Source organism: Pseudomonas sp. GW822-FHT01E03 (assembly GCF_058802985.1).
Window position 1 is genome coordinate 221693 of the sequence record NZ_JBXAOQ010000006.1, and the last position, 19817, is coordinate 241509.

The 19817-nt window shown below is 53.8% G+C and carries 17 protein-coding genes; 14 read left to right on the forward strand and 3 right to left on the reverse strand.

All coding sequences use genetic code 11. The features are described from left to right. Positions 1-30 precede the first annotated feature (30 nt). From AC1RP7_RS14305 to AC1RP7_RS14315, 3 genes are all read right to left on the reverse strand, one after another. Entirely contained in the window at positions 31-1377 is a 1347-nt protein-coding gene (locus AC1RP7_RS14305; RefSeq protein ID WP_493182032.1) for an MFS transporter, read from the reverse strand. 329 nt (positions 1378-1706) lie between these two features. Then, positions 1707-2723, reverse strand: a complete 1017-nt coding sequence (locus AC1RP7_RS14310; protein WP_493182034.1) for an AraC family transcriptional regulator — start codon at positions 2721-2723, stop codon at positions 1707-1709. 358 nt (positions 2724-3081) lie between these two features. Continuing rightward, the gene (locus tag AC1RP7_RS14315; protein ID WP_493182035.1) at positions 3082-4101 is read right to left on the reverse strand and encodes a helix-turn-helix domain-containing protein; all 1020 of its coding nucleotides are present in this window, start codon (positions 4099-4101) and stop codon (positions 3082-3084) included. Between the two features lie 400 nt (positions 4102-4501). Between AC1RP7_RS14315 and exaC the strand changes: the two genes are divergently transcribed. The 14 genes from exaC (at position 4502) to ccmE (ending at position 19817) form a co-directional block, all read left to right on the forward strand. Further along, complete coding sequence (exaC, locus tag AC1RP7_RS14320; protein ID WP_493182036.1) at positions 4502-6022, forward strand: acetaldehyde dehydrogenase ExaC; 1521 nt, start codon at positions 4502-4504, stop codon at positions 6020-6022. 509 nt (positions 6023-6531) lie between these two features. Next, entirely contained in the window at positions 6532-8139 is a 1608-nt protein-coding gene (gene peaA, locus AC1RP7_RS14325) for a quinohemoprotein amine dehydrogenase subunit alpha (protein ID WP_493182038.1), read from the forward strand. Between the two features lie 18 nt (positions 8140-8157). Next, the gene (gene peaB / locus AC1RP7_RS14330; protein WP_493182040.1) at positions 8158-9600 is read left to right on the forward strand and encodes a quinohemoprotein amine dehydrogenase maturation protein; all 1443 of its coding nucleotides are present in this window, start codon (positions 8158-8160) and stop codon (positions 9598-9600) included. Next, entirely contained in the window at positions 9597-9914 is a 318-nt protein-coding gene (gene qhpC, locus AC1RP7_RS14335) for a quinohemoprotein amine dehydrogenase subunit gamma (RefSeq protein WP_017337425.1), read from the forward strand. The genes peaB and qhpC overlap by 4 nt, the downstream gene beginning before the upstream one ends. A 48-nt stretch (positions 9915-9962) precedes the next feature. After that, the gene (gene peaD / locus AC1RP7_RS14340) at positions 9963-11075 is read left to right on the forward strand and encodes a quinohemoprotein amine dehydrogenase subunit beta (RefSeq protein ID WP_493182042.1); all 1113 of its coding nucleotides are present in this window, start codon (positions 9963-9965) and stop codon (positions 11073-11075) included. A 90-nt stretch (positions 11076-11165) separates the two neighbouring features. Next, on the forward strand, positions 11166-12824 hold the full coding sequence (locus AC1RP7_RS14345; protein ID WP_493182274.1) for an ABC transporter ATP-binding protein: 1659 nt from the start codon (positions 11166-11168) through the stop codon (positions 12822-12824). Next, positions 12821-13486 carry a subtilisin-like serine protease QhpE gene (gene qhpE, locus AC1RP7_RS14350; RefSeq protein WP_493182044.1) on the forward strand — a complete coding sequence of 222 codons (666 nt, stop codon included), beginning with the start codon at positions 12821-12823 and terminating at the stop codon, positions 13484-13486. Before AC1RP7_RS14345 ends, qhpE begins: the two co-directional genes overlap by 4 nt. Beyond that, a complete protein-coding gene (gene ccsA, locus AC1RP7_RS14355) occupies positions 13483-15639 on the forward strand; it encodes a cytochrome c biogenesis protein CcsA (RefSeq protein ID WP_493182045.1) in 2157 nt (718 codons plus the stop codon). Before qhpE ends, ccsA begins: the two co-directional genes overlap by 4 nt. A gap of 1 nt (position 15640) precedes the next feature. After that, positions 15641-17026, forward strand: coding sequence for a flavin-dependent monooxygenase QhpG (gene qhpG / locus AC1RP7_RS14360; protein ID WP_493182046.1), 1386 nt, complete (start codon positions 15641-15643; stop codon positions 17024-17026). 22 nt (positions 17027-17048) lie between these two features. Continuing rightward, entirely contained in the window at positions 17049-17684 is a 636-nt protein-coding gene (gene ccmA, locus AC1RP7_RS14365) for a cytochrome c biogenesis heme-transporting ATPase CcmA (RefSeq protein WP_493182047.1), read from the forward strand. Beyond that, positions 17681-18349, forward strand: a complete 669-nt coding sequence (gene ccmB, locus AC1RP7_RS14370; protein WP_493182049.1) for a heme exporter protein CcmB — start codon at positions 17681-17683, stop codon at positions 18347-18349. The genes ccmA and ccmB overlap by 4 nt, the downstream gene beginning before the upstream one ends. Before the next feature lie 87 nt (positions 18350-18436). Continuing rightward, the gene (locus AC1RP7_RS14375; protein WP_493182051.1) at positions 18437-19192 is read left to right on the forward strand and encodes a heme ABC transporter permease; all 756 of its coding nucleotides are present in this window, start codon (positions 18437-18439) and stop codon (positions 19190-19192) included. Next, entirely contained in the window at positions 19189-19365 is a 177-nt protein-coding gene (gene ccmD / locus AC1RP7_RS14380; RefSeq protein ID WP_057398391.1) for a heme exporter protein CcmD, read from the forward strand. Before AC1RP7_RS14375 ends, ccmD begins: the two co-directional genes overlap by 4 nt. Further along, positions 19362-19817: a cytochrome c maturation protein CcmE gene (gene ccmE / locus AC1RP7_RS14385; protein WP_096509591.1), complete on the forward strand. Its 456-nt coding sequence runs from the start codon at positions 19362-19364 to the stop codon at positions 19815-19817. Before ccmD ends, ccmE begins: the two co-directional genes overlap by 4 nt.

The window sequence follows — 19817 nt, forward strand, 5'->3', positions numbered from 1 at the left end:
GACTACGGGATCTGGACTGTAGACGGTCGATCAGCGAGACAAAGCTGGCGCTTTGCTGACCTGTGTGGAGTCTGCCCGTGCTTGGTTTACACACGTGACCGCCAAGGCACCAATAAGACCCGCGAGAGCGATCACCATGAAGTTCTGTTCAAGTGGCAAGGCCAGCGAGACGAGCCAGCCGATCAGAACTGGCGCGATAATTGCGCCGATGCGACCGACACCGGATGCGAAACCCACGCCCGTAGAGCGGATTGAAGTCGGGTAGAAATCGCCTGCATAGGCGTAGGCAATCAATTGAGTGCCGAGGGTGGAGGCGCCAACAATGAACACGACCACGAACAACAACTCGGTCGAGCGTGTGAAGCCCATCACGGTCAACGCCACCGCGCCCACCACATAGAATGAAACCAGCACATACTTGATGTTGAACTTGTCGCTAAGCCATCCGCCTCCGAGCGCACCGACAATCGCACCTACGTTGAAAACGATGACGAAATTGAGCGCTGAGCCCAGGCTGTGGCCTGACATCGCCATCAGTTTGGTCAACCATGAATTGAGCGCGTAGACCATGAACAGCCCAGTCATGAATGCTGCCCAGATCATCACCGTACTGAAGCCACGACCTTCGCTGAACAGTCCTTTGATCGGGGTGTCGAGCGAGACATCGTTCTCGGCAGGATTTCCGGTCAGCACCGTCTGGCCGTCCACTGGATAAGAGGGGCTGATCCTTTTGATGAGGGTGCGTAACTCCTGCTGGCGTCCTTGTTTGAGCAAGAACGCCATCGACTCCGGCATGGTCTTTAAGATCAACGGGATCAACAGCACAGGGAGGCCGGCGACGTAAAAGACCGACTGCCAACCGTGACTCTCGATCAGTTGCTTACCGGTGAGTGCAACTAGAATGCCGCCCACGGAGTAGCCCGCAAACACTAAGGTGACAAGTCGGGTACGAAGCTTCGCCGGTGAAAACTCGCCCATTTGTGCGGTCACGATCGGTAGGACGCCGCCGATTCCAAGCCCTGCGATGAATCGGGCGATGCTGAAGCTGATCGGGTCGCTGGTTAGCCCCGCAGCCGCTGTGAACAGGCTAAACAAAGCGACGCAGATGGCAATCATTTTGGGGCGACCGATACGGTCGGATAACGTCCCCAGAAAAATCGCGCCTAGCATGGTTCCCAACAGGGCTGAGCCGGCCATGATGCCTGCGCTGGTGGGGTCGATACCCATGTCCTGCATGATGGCGGGCAATGCTGCCCCGACAACGGCAAGGTCGTAGCCATCGATGACCAATATCAGCACACACCAGAAAAGTATCAGCCGATGGAAACTGTTGAATTTTGATTCGCCTGCGAGCGTATAGACGTTCACTGGTTGCATATCGTGTCTCCTTCGATTTTATTGTTGTTTGTGAAGTGCACTTGCTTGCCTACATCAAAACTGAGGCCGAAACCGCAGCTTGATATCGTCGACCTCTAGCCGTTTATTTATCGGAAGACAGCTGGTTGTTGGCGATTCTAGGCAGGCGATTTGGTGCCGCCCATGCCTGGCGGCACCAACTTGTGTGAGCTGTTTGGGCATGTCTGGGGGCACCAGCGAATTGAACGCCAGTGACATAGCGAAGGGTTGGCAAGAGCGACCGCCAGGACAGTTCCTGGCCGAGTTGTATGGCGCGGGGGAAGAGGAGCGCGTCGATCTATTAAGCGGTGTTACTCGTCTGAATGGTTGCGCCGATAAGCGCCTGGGTTGACTCCCGTCCATTTTTTGAACGCGCGGTGAAATGCGCTGGTTTCTTGAAAGCCGGTTTCTGCCGCGACTTGGGTAACAGTCAGGTCACCGCGCGAGAGCAGGTCGATGGCCATATCACGACGTAAATCATCTTTGAGATTCTGGTAATGGGTACCTTCTGCTTGCAACCGGCGCTGCAAGGTCGAGTTGGACATGCAAAGCACAAGTGCCAACTCGTCTCTTTCTGGCCACTGATCAGGGCTCAACCCTCGCAAACGTCGTCTTATCTGCGCACTGATACTGTCGTCATTGCGGTATTTGACCAAAAGACTCGCTGGGGACTCTTTCAAAAATACGCTGAGGCTGGCAGGTGTCTGTGCAATTGTCATGTCCAGGAATTTTTTGTCGAAGCGGGCTTCAGTCATGGGCGCGTCATATTGAATGTCTTCACAAAAACGCATTCGATAGTCGCTTTCATCGACAGGCTTAGGGGGGCGGAAACTGAGCGCACGTAATGGGATGCGTTGGTTTACCAGCCAGCATGACAGGCCATGTACTAGGATAAACCAGGTGCCGTAAGCAAAGAGTCGTCGCAAGACTCCCTGATCCCGCAGGACGATATACGCCTGATCTTCCTTGACGTGTAGTTCGCCATGAATGTCATCGAGTACCAACCGCAAGAACGAGAGCATCCGAGGTAACGCCTGACCCAAGGTTGAGCAATCGAGAAGTGCGTGACACATCAGTTTGAAGCTGCCTCGACGCATCGGATGACTATCGATGCCGAAAAACTCGTCATCCAGCAAATCTGCCAGCTCTACCCACAACCGAGCAAATGACACGGCGGAAACTCTAGCTCTTGGGGCATCAAGCAATTGAGGGTCGATGTCTGCATTCACTAACGCAGGTGCCAGATCTATGCCTCGTTGCCTGGCGCTGTGAAGGGCCTCATGCACCAGTACGATTGATGTGGTTCCTTTGTCAAGGGTGTAAGCCATGAGCTCTCCGGGGATGTGTGGTCGTACGCAATCTGTGGCTGGTGCCGAAAATATCGATATCGGGTACTCAGTCATCTTGCAAACCCGGCGTTCGAAGACTGGCCGGCCCTACTGTACATTTCGAGGATCACGTTGCGCGAGGGGCTCGCCCATATGGATCTAAGGTATCAGGTACTCAACAATGAATTACGCTTCAGAAGCGCCGAGCTAAAGTGTGCGCGCGAAGTGGCCTTCGCGATGGGTTTCGCGGGTGAGGGGGTTACGTAAACGATCCGTGGTCATTCGGCCTGAACTTACTGTGGCAAAAGCCTGGCGTATGGCGTGGCCTTTTACCGTGACAAACCGATGGACGCAGACGTTAGTCGGCTATTTTTTTCAGGCGAAGAGTGCATGAAGGCAACTCGCCAAAAAGCTCTTTATAGTAGGTCGAGAACATTCCCATGTGCCAGAAGCCCCAGCGTGCTGCAATGTCACTTACCATTGATAGCGTAGGGTCAGCGGTTAGCAACTCACGGCGAGCACCATTCAAGCGAAGATAACGCAGAAAAGTAACCGGGTTTATACCTAGGACCTTAATGAAACCGTAGTGCAAGGTCCTACGACTTATGCGTAATTCTTCACATATTTCCAGCACCGAGGGCGGTTCACTCTTGCGTGAAAGGATATATTCGCGAGCCTTTTCGACGATATGTCGATGGACGAATTGCGCATGAGTTATTTTAGGTAGTTTGTTGAGCGAAATGAAGCCACTGAAAAAACTGCTCATTACGTCGTCAAGTAACGTCAAGCGAGTCGAGGGGCAAGTAAGAGCGTTGGGGTTTGAGTTTATGCCATTGATAACTTTCAGGAAGGTATGGCGAAAGCTGTTGCAGATCAACTCAGGTACTTCTGAGGCTCCATTGAGTTGCAAGATGTGATCTATGCAGATCTCTTCTACTTCCTCTGCATACTGTTGGAGTACGCTTGAATCAATAACCGCGACACAAATGTCAGAATTTTTTGGCGTCTTAAAGTTTAGTTCTGAATTAGGTCTGAGAAAGAAAATAGAGTTTTTTTCTAAGCGATCACCACACCAGAATCCTTCACCTTCAACCACTAACGGAACACCGACAGCAAAGCTGTTTTCCCAAGGACGTCCGTGCTGATCAACCGCTTTATTCATGGCTTCCCTAAATATTTGAATGGGTCCTAATGAAATTTCTGTGAGCGATCCGGAAAACTGTCCTGCACTTATTTGTACATAGTCTTGCTGCCACTTCGACAGTGCATCAGCCTGTTGAAAGACATCGCGGGTAATTAAATGAAAAATTTCTGCCGATCGAACCGAGTCTGTAAGTTTGATGCTTTTTGTTTTGGGGCTACTGCAATAGCTGTTCATTTACGGCCTCACCAGCCACGAGTGGCTCAGTTTCATCCCGGTCAATCCATCTCTGCCTCCGCGAGCCACCGCGGTACTTCCAATCTTACAGAGGCGAAATTTGCCTTGTGCACGCGTCATTGGAAATCAGTATTTGGCATTGAATCTAGGCGCGCAAGCACTGGGCTGAGGCGTTGATCAGATCTTGCCGATTTCTGATAGTCGGTTGAGCGGGCTTGCCGTTCCTTGATAACGCTATTGGTCCCTCGCCAGTACAGTTATAGCCGGAACGCGTGGTATGCAGTCAGTTGGCTTTATAGGTTCGGTCTGGTGACTGTCCTTTCGATGAAACCTGATGGGCTCGTTCCTACTAACAATAATTTGCCGCTTAACGGCATTCCGGCACGAATGAGGTGCTCATATGATCTATGCACGACCCGGAACACCCGGCTCCGTCGTTTCTTTCAAACCGCGCTACGGCAACTTCATCGGTGGCGAGTTTGTCGCGCCGATCAATGGTGAGTACTTCACCAACACCTCGCCGGTCACCGGTGAGGTGATTGCCGAATTCCCGCGCTCCAGCGCCGCTGACATCGACAAGGCCCTCGATGCTGCCCATGCCGCCGCCGACGCCTGGGGCAAGACCTCGGCCCAGGATCGTTCCCTGGTGCTGCTGAAAATCGCCGATCGCATTGAGCAGAACCTTGAGGTGCTGGCCGTCACCGAAACCTGGGACAACGGCAAGGCCGTGCGCGAAACCCTCAACGCCGACGTGCCGCTGGCGGCCGACCACTTCCGTTACTTCGCTGGCTGCATCCGCGCCCAGGAAGGCGGCGCCGCCGAGATCAACGAGCTGACCACGGCGTATCACTTCCATGAGCCGCTGGGCGTGGTCGGGCAGATCATTCCATGGAACTTCCCGCTGCTGATGGCCGCCTGGAAACTCGCCCCGGCCCTGGCGGCGGGCAACTGCATCGTGCTCAAGCCTGCCGAACAGACGCCACTGTCGATCATGGTCTTCGCTGAGCTCATCGCCGACCTGCTGCCGGCGGGCGTACTGAACATCGTCCAGGGCTTCGGTCGCGAAGCCGGCGAGGCGCTGGCCACCAGCAAGCGCATCGCCAAGATCGCCTTCACCGGTTCGACCCCGGTGGGCGCGCACATCATGCATTGCGCCGCCGAGAACATCATTCCCAGCACCGTCGAACTGGGCGGCAAGTCGCCGAACATCTTCTTCGAAGACATCATGAGTGCCGAGCCGGCGTTCATCGAAAAAGCCGCCGAAGGCCTGGTGCTGGCGTTCTTCAACCAGGGCGAAGTCTGCACCTGCCCGTCCCGGGCGCTGGTGCAGGAGTCGATCTACGAGCCGTTCATGGCCGAGGTGATGAAGAAGATCGTCAAGATCAAGCGCGGCAATCCGCTGGACACCGAGACCATGGTCGGCGCCCAGGCTTCCGAGCAGCAATACGACAAAATCCTTTCGTACCTGACCATCGCCCAGGAGGAGGGTGCCGAACTGCTCACCGGTGGCGCGGCGGAACGTCTGGAGGGCGACCTGTCCAGCGGTTACTACATCCAGCCGACGCTGCTCAAGGGGCACAACAAGATGCGTGTGTTCCAGGAAGAAATCTTCGGCCCGGTAGTGGGTGTCACCACCTTCAAGGATGAGGCTGAAGCCCTGGCCATCGCCAACGACAGCGAGTTTGGCCTCGGCGCCGGCCTGTGGACCCGCGACATCAACCGCGCCTACCGCATGGGTCGGGCGATCAAGGCCGGGCGCGTGTGGACCAACTGCTACCACCTGTACCCGGCGCACGCGGCGTTTGGTGGCTACAAGAAGTCCGGCGTCGGTCGGGAAACCCACAAGATGATGCTCGACCACTATCAGCAGACCAAAAACCTGCTGGTGAGCTACGACATCAATCCACTTGGTTTCTTCTAAGTTGGCAGAGGTGCGCTAGAGATCGCATCTGGGAAGTGCAAGTCATGAACAATAAGATCTATTCAACTCTATGCTTTAGCGTTTTCTTTCTTGCAAGCCTCGTTGCAGTGATTACAGCCACCGCGTTGGCTTTGGCTTTTGGACTCGGAGGCTTAAATGTCTACTGATAGCCAGTTATGTCAAAACTCTATAAGTGAGGGGAGTATGGAAAAAGAGTCGCCGAACTATCCGTCGAATGACAAGGGGTTGAATCGGATCATTAAAGAGTTGAGTGAGGTTGGTGCGAGTCTAGAGGCTTTAGATGTAGTGCTTTGTAGCGTTTTCCCCGAAATTAAAGTCGTTCGGGGATATATGACTTCGAACCACCTTGTCGAACCTGGATAGTAGCTCATCAACCTCTTGCCGTTTTTTGATACCTGTCCAAACGTACCTCCAAGTACCGTGAAAACTTCGCTGACTTTAAATGTCAGTACGTGCTACCCCATAAACAAAAAACTAGGGAGCCAACAATGCGCGATAAATGTGCATTAGCCGTAACTCTGCAACCCATTGCGCTTGCTATCTCACTGGCACTCATGCCTGTGGTTGTTCATGCTGAATCCTCCGCCGACGCTAAAGCGCTTTTGTCGAGTAAATGTGCGGCGTGTCACCTACCTGTAGAAGGCGGTCTGAACCGTATAGACCAGTCCCGTCGGACTCCTGAAGGTTGGGACATGACGATAGGTCGAATGATCGCTGCGCATGGTGTCCGTTTGGAAGCCGATGAGAGGCAGACACTCGTGAAGTATCTAGCTGATACACACGGGCTAGCTCCGGAAGAAACTCAGAAGCGTCGTTATATCCTCGAGCGGGATTTCACTCGGATCGAAGACCCGGATGACAAGAAAGTCGCCGAGACGTGCGCACGTTGCCACTCATACGCGCGGATTGCTTTGCAGCGCAGGACGCCAGAAGACTGGAAAAAGCTCGCCAACTTCCATGTCGGCCAGTACCCAACAATTGAAATCCAACAAGGCGGTCGTGATCGCGATTGGTGGCAAATCGCTTCGCAAGAAATGCCAAAAACTCTTGGCAATCTCTATTCGTATCAGTCGGATGTCTGGAGCAGATGGGCTGCTGAAGCGAAATCGAGCGCTGCCGGCAAATGGCGTGTAGTGGGTCATCGTCCAGGTTGGGGTTCATACGAAGGTGTTGCGACTATCACTGGGGAGAACGATCACTACACGTTGGATATGCAAATCAACTATGCCAACGGCAAAACCGAGAAGGGCAACGGAAAGGCGATTGTCTACACAGGCTACGAGTGGCGCGCCAATATCAAGCAGGGTGAACTGCAGGTTGCTCAAGTTTTCCAGCTTTCCAAGGATGGAACGTCCTTAAGCGGACGTTGGCATGAAATAGGTGTGGATTCCATCGGGGGACAATTCAAGGCGGTGCGGATCGATGGAAGTGTCGCTGCTCAGGTCCTTGCGATCGAGCCAAAGGCCATCAAGACCGGTTCGACTAAGGAAGTGACCATCTATGGTACCGGATTGAGTGGCAAGGTTAACCTGGGCCAGGGTCTGGCCGTGAAGCGTGTAGTTGAAGAATCCTCTGACAAGGTTGTTGTAGAGGTTATGGCAGATGTTGGTGCGAAAGATGGCATTCGACGAGTTGATGTAGGCGGTGTCACAGATGAGCGAGGGATCGCGGTCTACAACAAGATCGACTATGTCAGCATCGAACCTGATTCAGCTATGGCGCGTGTTGGAGACGGAGGAGGCTCGAGACCGAAAGTTCCGGTGCAATTCGAAGCTGTTGCATACGCTGTAGGTCCAGATGGCAAAAAAGGAACTGACGATGATTTGCGGCTAGATTATGTGCCAGCGATCTGGACTGTAGCCAATCTCAATCCGGGTGCTGAGGAAATGAAAGATCTTGAGTTCGCCGGGAACTTGGGGTCAGGTGGTTTATTTATTCCAGGCGATGCAGGCCCAAATCCAAAACGTAAGTACTCCACCAATAACGCTGGCGAGCTTGAAGTTACAGCAAGCGTTGATGATGCGGGGCGCGTAGTTAAAGCATCCAAGCCGTTGATTGTGACAGTCCAGCGCTGGAATGATCCACCCGTCCGTTAACAAGTTGGAGACGCAGTGATGTCTATAACCAATATGTTTTATGTAAATCGCTACAGTTTTCATGATGTGGCAGTCGACGGGCGGCGGATGCTGTTTCATATTCCCTCTAGCGGATTGTTTCAGCTGGATGATGTTGGAGCAGCGTTAATCGATTACCTGAAAGATCACGAAAAGGTTTCGTTTGAGGCTCTACGAGAAAGGTTTGGTGGAGTCATATCACCGGATCAGATTGTAGAAACCATCGGTAGCTTCCAAGAACTTTCCATTCTAGGCGATGAGCCCGCAAAGCCGGATGCGGGAATGAAGGTGGAAATCCGAGAATTTCCGTTGAGTACAATTATCCTTAACGTAAATACTGGTTGTAATTTGAGTTGTACGTACTGTTATAAAGAAGATCTGGCTATTCCGTCAAAGGGCCAGAAGATGAACTTTGAAACAGCCAGGAAAAGTATTGAGCTTTTGTTGGAACAAGGTGACTCGCGTGAGCAACTCAATGTCATCTTCTTCGGCGGTGAGCCGCTGACGAATTTGAAACTGATTAAGGAAGTCGTTGAGTATACCGAGAAGCGTTGCGCAGATTTGGGGAAAAAAGCTGACTTCTCTATGACCACGAATGCCACGTTATTGAATGAGCAGGTGGTTGACTACCTAGACAGTCATCGATTTGGGATATCAATCAGTATGGACGGCCCACAGGCCGTCCATGACCGGCGTCGAATTACAGTGGGTGGCCAGGGCACGTATCAGGTAGTGGCGGCGAAGGCGCGGATGCTTCTCAGCCGATACCGATCCAAGCCTGTAGGAGTACGAGTAACGTTAACTGCCGGTCATACAGATGTCGTTGGTATTCATGAGCATTTGAAGAATGACTTGGGATTCGCGGAAGTGGGGGTCGCCCCTGCCACTTCGGGGCCGGTTACGGTTTTTAACTTAAGCAGCCAAGAGCTCCGAGAAGTCTTCGACAGCATGATGGTGCTTGGTCGCGCGTATCGGGACGAGGCCCTGGCGGGCCGCAACAATGGCTTCTCAAACATGCATCAATTGATGAGCGATCTTTACGAGGGGCGTAAGAAAGCTTTGCCGTGCGGTGCCGGCGTTGGGCTATTGGCAGTTGATAACAATGGTGACTTGAATCTCTGTCACCGCTTTACAGGCTCCGATATGCCTAAATTCGGCAATGTCGATGATGGCATTGAAAAGGAGAAGCTTGGTAAGTTTTTAGAAGCAGCAACCGACCGCTCTAATAAAGGCTGTTCAACTTGTCGGATTCGCAATTTATGTGCTGGGGGATGCTACCACGAATCATATGCACATTTTGGCGATCCTCTTTCACCAACCTATCACTATTGCGATCTGATGCGTGAGTGGGTCGATTTTGGTATTGGCGTTTATACCGAAATTATCGAGAAAAACCCAAGCTTCTTTCGGAAGCACCTCAGCACTAGGAGTGTCCAATTATGAATCATATGAAACCCATGAATCAGAAGGCTCATCAAGTTGAAGTGGCCGTCGCGAAAGGTGAGACAGAAGAAGTCTTGGCCATGTCTGCAGTCGCAGGCTGTGCTACGACCTTCGACCCGGGTTGGGAAGTCGATCCGTTCCTCGGTGTGGCGGGACTTTGTCAGCCAATGGAAGCCGACTTGTATGGTTGTTCAGATCCCTGCTGGTGGCCAGCACAAGTACCTGACAGTTTGAACACCTACACAGAGTGGAGCGTGAGTAATGATTCCGCGCCACAAGATTGGACTAATCTTCAAGCCGTCTTCCCAAAATAACTAGATGCCACTGTTCACAATCCACGTGATGGGTTAATAGGAAGTCATATGAACAAAAACAAGCAACTTCCATGTCGTTCTGTCCTGTATGCGGCGACGATTGCTCTTGGTCTTGGTTTCTACAGCCAATTATCTTTGGCCAAGGATTATCTGGTTACAGCAGCGCGTCCAAATTTGATCATAGTAGCCGACGCAGAACAGCGAAAAGTTATTAATACGTTCAAGATTCCCAATACCTCAATGGGTAACAGTCCTGGCGCCTTGGCTGTTTCGAAGGATGGGAAAACTGTCTATGTGATCCATAATCGCTGGGAAAGCGTTTCGGGTATCGACTTGGAAAGCGGCAAGGAAGTCTTTCGAGCTGATCTCTCTAGTGGAGGCGTGCGGGGCAAAGCTCCTTATGCCATCGATGTAAGTCCAGACGGAAAAGAGCTGGCTGTCTATGTCACACAGACTGAACTGTTGCCGGGCGAATACAAAATCAATGATCCATTTATCGCCATCTTCGATACTGCAAGTGGGCTTTCAGCCCAACCCGTAAGAAAACTGAAATCACCGCGGAGGGTCACTTCGCTCATGTACTCACCGGACTACAAGCGGCTCTATGCGTTCAGTTGGGATATGCTAGTACTCGACCCTAAAACGGGCGAGCAGATAGGCCAGCATCCATGGCGCAGTTGGAAACGTAGCAAGTTCGGTGAACCGGATACGTTGGCGATTTGGCCGCAGTTCGAACAGGCCAGTGAGTTTGCAACTCCGTATTACATAAATTATCAGAACAAAGATAAGTCGGTTACCCAGCGAGCGGGGATCTGGTCACTGGACATGGTCCACGACAAAGTTCGTTTTTCTGAATTCGAGGACGCGAAAATCGTCCTGTTTTCGACTGTGATTAATCCTGTTCGCCGTAATGAGGCATACACGGTTTACACACAGCTAACCAAAACGGACGTCGACACCGGAAAATTAATCAAACGTATCGATCTGGACCACACGTATTACAACGTGAACGTTTCCAGTGACGGTAAGGAGTTGTACATCGGCGGCACCATTGACGACATTGCTGTATATGATTCGCAGACCCTAGCTCTCAAAGGGAAAATAAAAATTCCCGGCGGTGGAGATCAGGTTCTGTCATCACTCCGTATCGTACAGCGTTAGTCGCAAATCATGGCCTCGATGTTTCGCCATCAAGTGCCTGGGAGCGTGCCTAAAGGCACGCTCCCACTACAGGCAAAATCTAACTCTTTTATGTGGCACTGGTTATTGGGGTTTGTTAGGCCTCACAGGGCAGCCCTGTCGCTGGTTCTCGTACTATCACTGACTGCAGCCGCTGCAGGCCTCGCGCAACCCTACTTAACTCAACGACTGATTGATGATGGCATCATGAAAGGACAGTTAAGTGTCGTTTATTCAGTTGTTGTGGCTATCATTGCGATGGCTCTTTTGTCTGCTTTTTTGGGGGGCGTCACTCGCTATATATACGTAGGCACTTCAGCAAAGGTACTGCATTCGATAAGAGAAGCTCTCTTCTCTCATTTGTTGAAATTGTCTCCGGCCTTTTACGCCACAACCCGGCAAGGCGATATTTTACAACGTCTTGACGGTGATATCGCGGAACTTCAGCGGTTCGCGGTGGATGCGATTTTGAGCGTGATCAATAACAGCGTCATGCTGATAGGATCAATGGTCATGTTGGCCTGGATGAGTACCGAACTTACTCTGTTGATGCTTGCTGTACTGGTCGTTAATGGCTGCTTTCTGAAGTTGATCAGGCCTGCTCTTGAGCGATTGACCAAGCGTACCCGCGAAAGCGCTGCCAATATCGCTTCGTTCATTGTTGAGATTCTCTCGTCCTCAAAATGCGTGCAAATGTTCAATGGCCAGGACCAGGAAAAGGATTGCCTCGTGATCTTGCACAAAGAACTGCGTACTCAGACGCTGTCACTACAGACATATAGCTATCTGGCCAGCTCGTTTCCTAGTGTAGTGTTCTCCTTGTCGGTGGCAGCGGTATTTTGGGTCGGAGGCAACAGGGTCATTAATGAACACACCATGACACTTGGGATACTTATTGCTTTCGTCACCTACATGCAAAAAGCAAGCGGTCCCTTGCAGTCACTCCTCGGGCTGTATGTCGGTTATCAGCGAGCCAAAGTTTGTTTGAACCGGGTCCAAGAGCTTGCACAACAGGAGCCGGCGGTTTCGGAGCCCGCACCACACAAGCTCTATGTTGTCCGTAGCAGAGGGGAAATTCTGTTTAAGAACGTGTGTTTCAACTATCCCAAGGTGCAGGAAAATATCCTAAATAATCTCAATTTTCATATTCCGCCCGGAAGCAGAGTGGCAATTCGTGGAGATTCTGGTGTAGGAAAATCCACTCTCGCGGATTTGCTACAGCGACACTTTGATCCTAATTCCGGACAAATCTTAATCGACGGGTTAGACCTTCGACGACACGATATTCAAGGGCTTCGGCGTTCGGTGGTCGTGGTTTCTCAAGATGTCCAACTATTCAGCAAAAACCTCATGGAAAACATCCGCTACGGTCGCCCCAATGCATCTGACGACGAGGTATTGAAGGCCGCCAGTCTGGCAGGGCTGGATGATCTCATCGAACAGTTTCCTGAAGGCATCAGGACCTCAATAGGGCAGCGGGGAGCAGCGTTGTCTGGCGGACAGCGTCAGCGTGTTGCGCTCGCGCGAGCTGTGCTGATGAATCCCACCATCCTTGTCCTCGATGAGAGCACGAGTGGTATCGACAGAGGCCTGGAAGAGCGAATTCATCAAAAAATCGACACGTTGTTTGTGGGTAAGACGCGTGTGTTTATTAGTCATCGTCCTTCGCTCCGCGAACATTTCGACGTCGTGATCGATCTGAATGTCCACAAGTTGGAGGGGGCGCAGTGAACCCACGTGTCGGCATTATCGATAGCGGTGTATCAGAGGCGCTGTTCCCTCATGTTGCCGTATCGAATCGATTTGATGAACTGCCTGGGGCTGACCCCGCCCAGCCGGATGCAGTGGGCCACGGGGATCAACTGGCGCGGATCATCCTGCGTCATTGCAATAGGGCGGAACTTCATATCGCCCAGGTCTTCCACACGACCAGGCATGCACCAATTAGTCGGATCGTAACCGCTATCGAGTGGCTAGTCGCAAGTGGTGCGCAGCTTATTAACATGAGCTTCGGCATCAGATCACCGTCGGATGAACTCCTCTATGCCTGTGAGTACGCGAAGGCACGAGGCGTGCTGTTAATTGCTTCTGCGCCATCTACGGGGGGAATTGTTTTTCCTGCGGGGTGGTCGAGTTGCCTTTCGGTGACTGGAGATGTGCGTTGTGGCGTAGAGCAGATTTCATGGCTTAACCAAAAACATGCCGAATTCGGTGCGTGTTCGATGCTCGACCCCAGAGACCCTGAGCAAGGGGGAGGAGCCAGTCTGGCCTGCGCACGAGTAACCGGAATGGCCGCTCAACTAATGGGAGCAGAAAAAATACCACTGCACAGGCTTCCTAATTTTCTGCGCAGTAGCGCGTCTTACATTGGCGCAGAGCAACGTCGCACATGAGCATTTTGCAGGTTGCAGGTTCGCTTCGTTGGGTATTGGTTAGCGCCGTCGTTGTCCTGACTGTGGCAGCGTTGCACGCAAACTTCGCTATAGGAAACCCTCTGCTCTGGATCTCCGGCACCCTTACCTTTGCCAGCACTTTCCTCTACAAGTGGCGTAAGAGTCTTCTCAACCTGGCTATTGGCGTTTTGATAGGTGAGTGCATCGCACTTGCCTTAGCGTTGGGCTTGGATAGGTTTGAAATTCGCTATGTCTGGCTTTATAGCAGTGAAGGATTACCTTTTTATCTAAAACTCGCCAATGTCTGGGGAGGCGATGAGGGCACCATTCTGTTGCTGGCTACGTTATGCATGCCCGCCGCCCTCCAGGTTGCCGACGCCGACAGTATCGAGGGACGCTTCTCTCCGTTGATTCCGGCTTGGTACATATTTACCGCCGCCATGCTTGGCCCTTTCACCCCTACACCAGTCGACTGGCAGGCATCCCAGAGCAGCCAAGGCATGAACGCTCATCTGCAGACGTTCTGGATGGCGCTCCACGCGCCGTTGATACTCGGCGCCTATGCTTGGGCGCTAGCTTCAGCGCCCAGCGCGATCCAAGCGTTGATTAACGGCTGCGGGAGCTTTCGCGCATCAGCGACACTCTATGGACGTCGAGCATGGCTGGTGCTCACGGCCGGTATCGGCTTCGGCATGATCTGGGCTTTGGAGGATTTCACCTTCGGTCAACTCTGGCACTGGGACCCAGTCCAGACGTCGGCCTTTATTCTTTGGGCGCTCTTGGGAGCCGTTCTGCATGGTGTCCGCACTTGGAAGGTTGACGGCGCATTCGCGCGGGCTTTGCCAGTTCTTAGCCTTGTCGCTGCCGCCTCAGCCTGTTTGGCGATGGCCATAACGCGGTCCGAAGTTCTGGCAAGCTCGCACCGGTATATCGGTACAACTTCCTGGGTGAGTCATCTCTGTCTGGCCGCTCTATTGGTCCTCCTCGCACTTGGATTAGTGATACGTAATGTCATTAATCAAAAGGCCCGAACACAAGCTAAGCGGCGTACGGCGTTTGAGGTTTGGCTATCTGTGTATGGCTTCGTGTTCGCAGCACTCTTCGCCATTTTCGGCCTCGCACAGGCTCATTTCTTCGCCGTGGCGGGAGCCTCAAAGCCTAGTAGCTTGAGACCTTTCTTTGAGACGTTGAGCAATTGGGCCAGCTCTGCCGAAATGAGTTCTCTGCGTCAGGCCTTCGCGCGCTGGGATGTCGACGGCCATACCCTAGGCCGCTTCCTGCTACCCATCATCCTCACGTTAGGCTTGGCCGGGAGTCATGTGTTCATTCGCAAAACTTTTGGAAAGAACCTCTCTCGCACCTTTACCTTGATCGCAACGCTCGCAGTGGCGCTGGTGGGATGTCGCGGTGGTTACTTGTCATACGCTTATGAAGGTAGCGGTGTACTGTCCCAAACCATCGTGTCAGTAATCCATCTGATAGATGCTGCATTAGTTGCTGGCGTGTTCTTGCTGCTGTCCAGTCTATTGTGGTGCGTCACCAGCGTTTGGCGCAGCCGAAGAGTTGGGGCACTTCGCTACACCGGCAGTTTGGCCCTTATCCATGGGGGAGCCGTTTTTGCGTTAGTGGGCGGTCTGGCGGCAACGGTGCTCAATAGTTACGTACCTGTACTTGTGCCGCCGACGGATGACCCCTCGCAGTGGCACACGGTTGGCCAAGGTATGGAACTGCGTGTTTCACCCGAGAGCAACGCCACTAACTTTTCTGGCTACAAAGCAGTAGCGAATGTGGAAATTAGACAAAACGGAGTGGTGCTAGCTGGCCGAGCGCTCTTTCAAGATGCACGTAGCTTGCCTCCGGGCTATCAGGGACCGGTGAGACAACTCTGTGAGCTTCTTGATTATCGATATGCCAGACATGCTGGAGACCGGGGTTATCTGCTGCACCCGTTCATCGTGCGGAGCTGGGCAAGTGATCTGCAAATCTGGGTACCAGCTTCTCCTAAGCTTATGGATTCGGCCGGCACTGTTGGAGCAGAGAATCAGACTTTGGTTGTGGTTCGGCGATATCCGTTGGTATCGCTCGTATGGGGCGGTTTTATATTGATGCTCTTAGGAATGTTGTTGGTTCCTAGGAGGCAAGTGAGGTTTTAAGATGAAACGGATCACCGTGCTTGGTGCCGGACCTGCAGCGGTGGTCTCGGCATTGTTGCTAAATCGTATGAATTTCGCAGTACAAGTCCTCGGTCGTCGTCGCCGGGATCCGCTTCTCGAGGGGGCATCTCCTCGGGTTGCGGAGGGATTGCATCGCGCAGGTTGTATGTATGCTCTTGAAACTATGGGACCCTTGTGGCAGCGCGCTTCGGCCTGGGGAGGGGATTTTCAGATCGCTAATGCAGAGCATGTGATTGAGCGCAGTCTGTTCGACAGCGCTCTGATTGACGATCTGGAAGAGGCAGGGGTCGACTTTCATGACGTGACGGTAGCGGGCTTTGACCGCGCTGATGGTGAAAATCGAATTTATACCAGACGTCCCGACCACAGTCCGATGACCTTCTTCGCCGATTATCTTGTCGACGCACGAGGCAAATCGACACCCAAGGTGACACAAAATATTCTGTCTGGACCTTTGAGCGTGGCGCTCACTCGCCACTTCTTCGGTGGTAAGTGTGGGGCCAGACGAACAGTTGCAGAATCGTTCGAGGATGGTTGGGCGTGGAGCACTGCAGATCTTGACGGTAAGTGCAGTGTGCAGTTTATTGTCGATTCATCCGCCTTGGTAAGGAGCGGTGACCTTAATATCAGGCATGACTATTTCTACTCCAAACTAGTCGCCATTCCCAGAGAGTTGGGCAATCTCAGAGCCTGCAGCGACACGGTCGTTCGCGGTGCGCAAGCGGTGCTTCGCGGTGGCCTGATAAGCCCATTCGTTTTGCGTGTCGGGGATGCTGCCTATAGCAATGATCCGCTTTCAGGTCATGGTATCTATGAGGCAATATCCGGGGCCTTCGCAGCGGCGCCGGTGATCAATACGATACTGAATGACCCCGCTCAAGAGCGTTTAGCGATCCGTTACTACGAGGATCGTGCTGCGCTGACATTCGCTCAGCGTGCAAAAGCTGGAGTGTCCTATTACCAAAGTGAGCTTGAATGGGCTGAGCACGGGTTTTGGAATGCGCGGAGCACTTGGGAGCAGTGGAAACCTTTTTTAGCAAGCAAATGTAGCAACGGTCTGATTACGGCTGCTCCGGTTGTAGAAGATGGATTCATCCAGACGAGAAACATTGTAATTACCGATCAGCACCCCCAAGGCGTCCGCTTTTTGAACGGGGTGGATCTAGCCGAACTCATTGTTCACCTCTGCGAGCGCGGTACATTGGACGCCTTGCAAACAGCGGAATTGCGAGTCAAAGGGGACTCGCACCAAATCACCGCTGCCATCCATTGGCTATCCAATCTACCAGAGCTTTCTGTCCCGACCTTCGACGGTTTTATAGAGCGACTTAGGGCGATAACACTCCAAGCTGCTTCCAGCCAATAGCCTCCCGGAGGCTCGTGATCCCTTGACCAGTCCTGTCCTGCAAACCGTTGCCCTTGCCTGTGAGCGAGACCTTCGGCTGCTCTTCGAAAATCTCGATTTGAGACTGGCCAGTGGCGAAATGGTGCAAATCAGCGGCCCCAACGGCAGTGGCAAGACCAGTCTGTTGCGCCTGCTTTCAGGTTTGATGCACCCGACCGCCGGTCAAGTGCTGCTCAACGGCAAACCCCTTGATGAGCAGCGCACTGAGCTGGCGCGCAACCTGCTGTGGATCGGTCATGCGGCGGGCATCAAGGATTTGCTGACACCGGAAGAGAACCTGAGCTGGCTCTGCGCGCTGCATCAACCGGCCTCCCATGAAGCGATCTGGCAAGCCCTGGCGGCGGTCGGATTGCGCGGTTTCGAAGATGTTCCCTGCCACACCCTGTCCGCCGGCCAGCGGCGTCGTGTCGCGCTGGCGCGTTTGTATCTGGACAGCCCGCCGCTGTGGATTCTCGATGAGCCCTTTACCGCCCTCGACAAGCAGGGCGTGGCACAACTCGAAGAACACCTGGCTGGCCACTGCGAGCGTGGCGGCATGGTGGTGTTGACCACTCACCACACGCTGAGCCGGATGCCGGCCGCTTATCGCGACATCGATCTGGGGAATTGGGCCGTATGAGTGTTTTTGGCCTGTTGGTCGCCCGTGAGGCCCGTCTGCTGTTCCGCCGTCCCGCGGAGCTGGCGAATCCGCTGGTGTTTTTCGCCATCGTCGTTTCCCTGTTCCCGTTGGCGGTCGGCCCCGAGTCTCAATTGTTGCAAACCTTGTCTCCGGGGTTGATCTGGGTCGCGGCACTTTTATCGGTTTTACTCTCGCTGGACGGGCTTTTCCGCAGTGATTTCGAAGACGGATCCCTTGAACAGTGGGTCCTTTCACCGCACCCCCTGGCTCTTCTGGTTCTGGCCAAGGTGCTGGCGCACTGGGTGTTTTCCGGCCTGGCATTGGTACTGCTCGCACCCTTGCTGGCGCTGATGCTCGGTTTGCCTGCCGCCTGTCTGCTGGCGTTGCTGCTTTCGCTGTTGCTCGGCACACCGGTGCTGAGCCTGCTCGGTGCGGTGGGCGCGGCACTGACAGTGGGTTTGAAGCGTGGTGGCCTGTTGCTGGCACTGCTGATTCTGCCGTTGTACATCCCGGTATTGATCCTTGGCAGTGGCGCCTTGCAGGCGGCTTTGCAGGGCATGCCGGCGACCGGTTATCTGTTGTGGCTGGGTAGCCTGGCCGCCCTGGCGATAACCCTGACACCTTTTGCAATAGCCGCTGGCCTGAAGATCAGCGTTCGTGAATGAAGAGGTTAGCTAAATTTGACCACCTCTTTGCAAGAAGGCAGATCCTGAATGCTCGCGATAGCGAGCAGCAACCGTGATGGAAACAGTATGAACTGGACGTGGTTTCACAAGCTCGGCTCGCCCAAATGGTTTTACGGCATCAGCGGCAAACTGCTGCCCTGGTTGAGTATCGCGGCGTTGCTGCTGATCAGCGTTGGCGTGGTCTGGGGCCTGGCCTTCGCGCCGCCGGACTATCAGCAGGGCAACAGCTTTCGCATCATCTATATTCACGTTCCGGCGGCCATGCTGGCGCAGTCCATCTACGTGATGCTGGCCGTGTGCGGTGTCGTCGGGCTGGTGTGGAAAATGAAATTGGCCGACGTCGCCCTGCAATGCGCCGCCCCGATCGGTGCGTGGATGACCGCAGTGGCGCTGGTCACCGGGGCGATCTGGGGCAAACCGACCTGGGGCTCGTGGTGGGTCTGGGATGCACGACTCACGTCCATGCTGATTTTGCTGTTTCTGTATTTCGGTCTCATTGCGCTGGGCAACGCCATCAGCAATCGTGACAGCGCGGCCAAGGCCGGCGCGGTACTGGCGATTGTCGGCGTGATCAACATCCCGATCATCAAGTACTCGGTGGAGTGGTGGAACACCCTGCACCAGGGCGCGACCTTCACCCTCACCGAAAAGCCGGCGATGCCGGCCGAAATGTGGCTGCCATTGCTGTTGACGGTGTTGGGCTTCTATTGTTTCTTCGGCGCGGTGTTGCTGCTGCGCATGCGCCTGGAAGTGCTCAAGCGCGAGGCGCGGGCCAGTTGGGTCAAGGCCGAAGTGGAAAATAGCCTGGAGGCCGTTCGATGAGTTTTGCGTCATTCGGCGACTTCATCGCCATGGGCCATCACGGCCTGTATGTCTGGTCGGCCTATGGCATCTGCCTGGTGGTGCTGGCCCTCAACGTGGCGGCGCCGATCCTGGCCCGCAAGCGTTATCTGCAACAAGAGGCGCGTCGCCTGCGCCGGGAGAACGGCAAGTGAATCCGCTGCGTAAAAAGCGTCTTACCATCATTCTTGCGATTCTGGTCGGGGTCGGCGCTGCCGTTGGCCTGGCCTTGAGCGCCCTGCAGCAAAACATCAATCTGTTTTACACGCCGACGCAGATTGCCAACGGCGAGGCCCCGCAGGACACGCGTATTCGTGCCGGTGGCATGGTCGAGAAAGGTTCGTTGCAACGTTCCAGTGATTCGCTGGACGTGAAGTTCATTGTCACCGACTTCAACAAGTCCGTGACCATCACCTATCGCGGCATCCTTCCGGACTTGTTCCGCGAAGGGCAGGGCATCGTCGCCCTGGGCAAGCTCAATGCCGATGGCGTGGTGGTGGCCGATGAAGTGCTGGCCAAGCACGACGAGAAATACATGCCGCCGGAAGTGACCAAGGCGTTGAAAGACAGCGGTCAATCGGCTCCAACGCCCGCGAAGGAGGGTTGA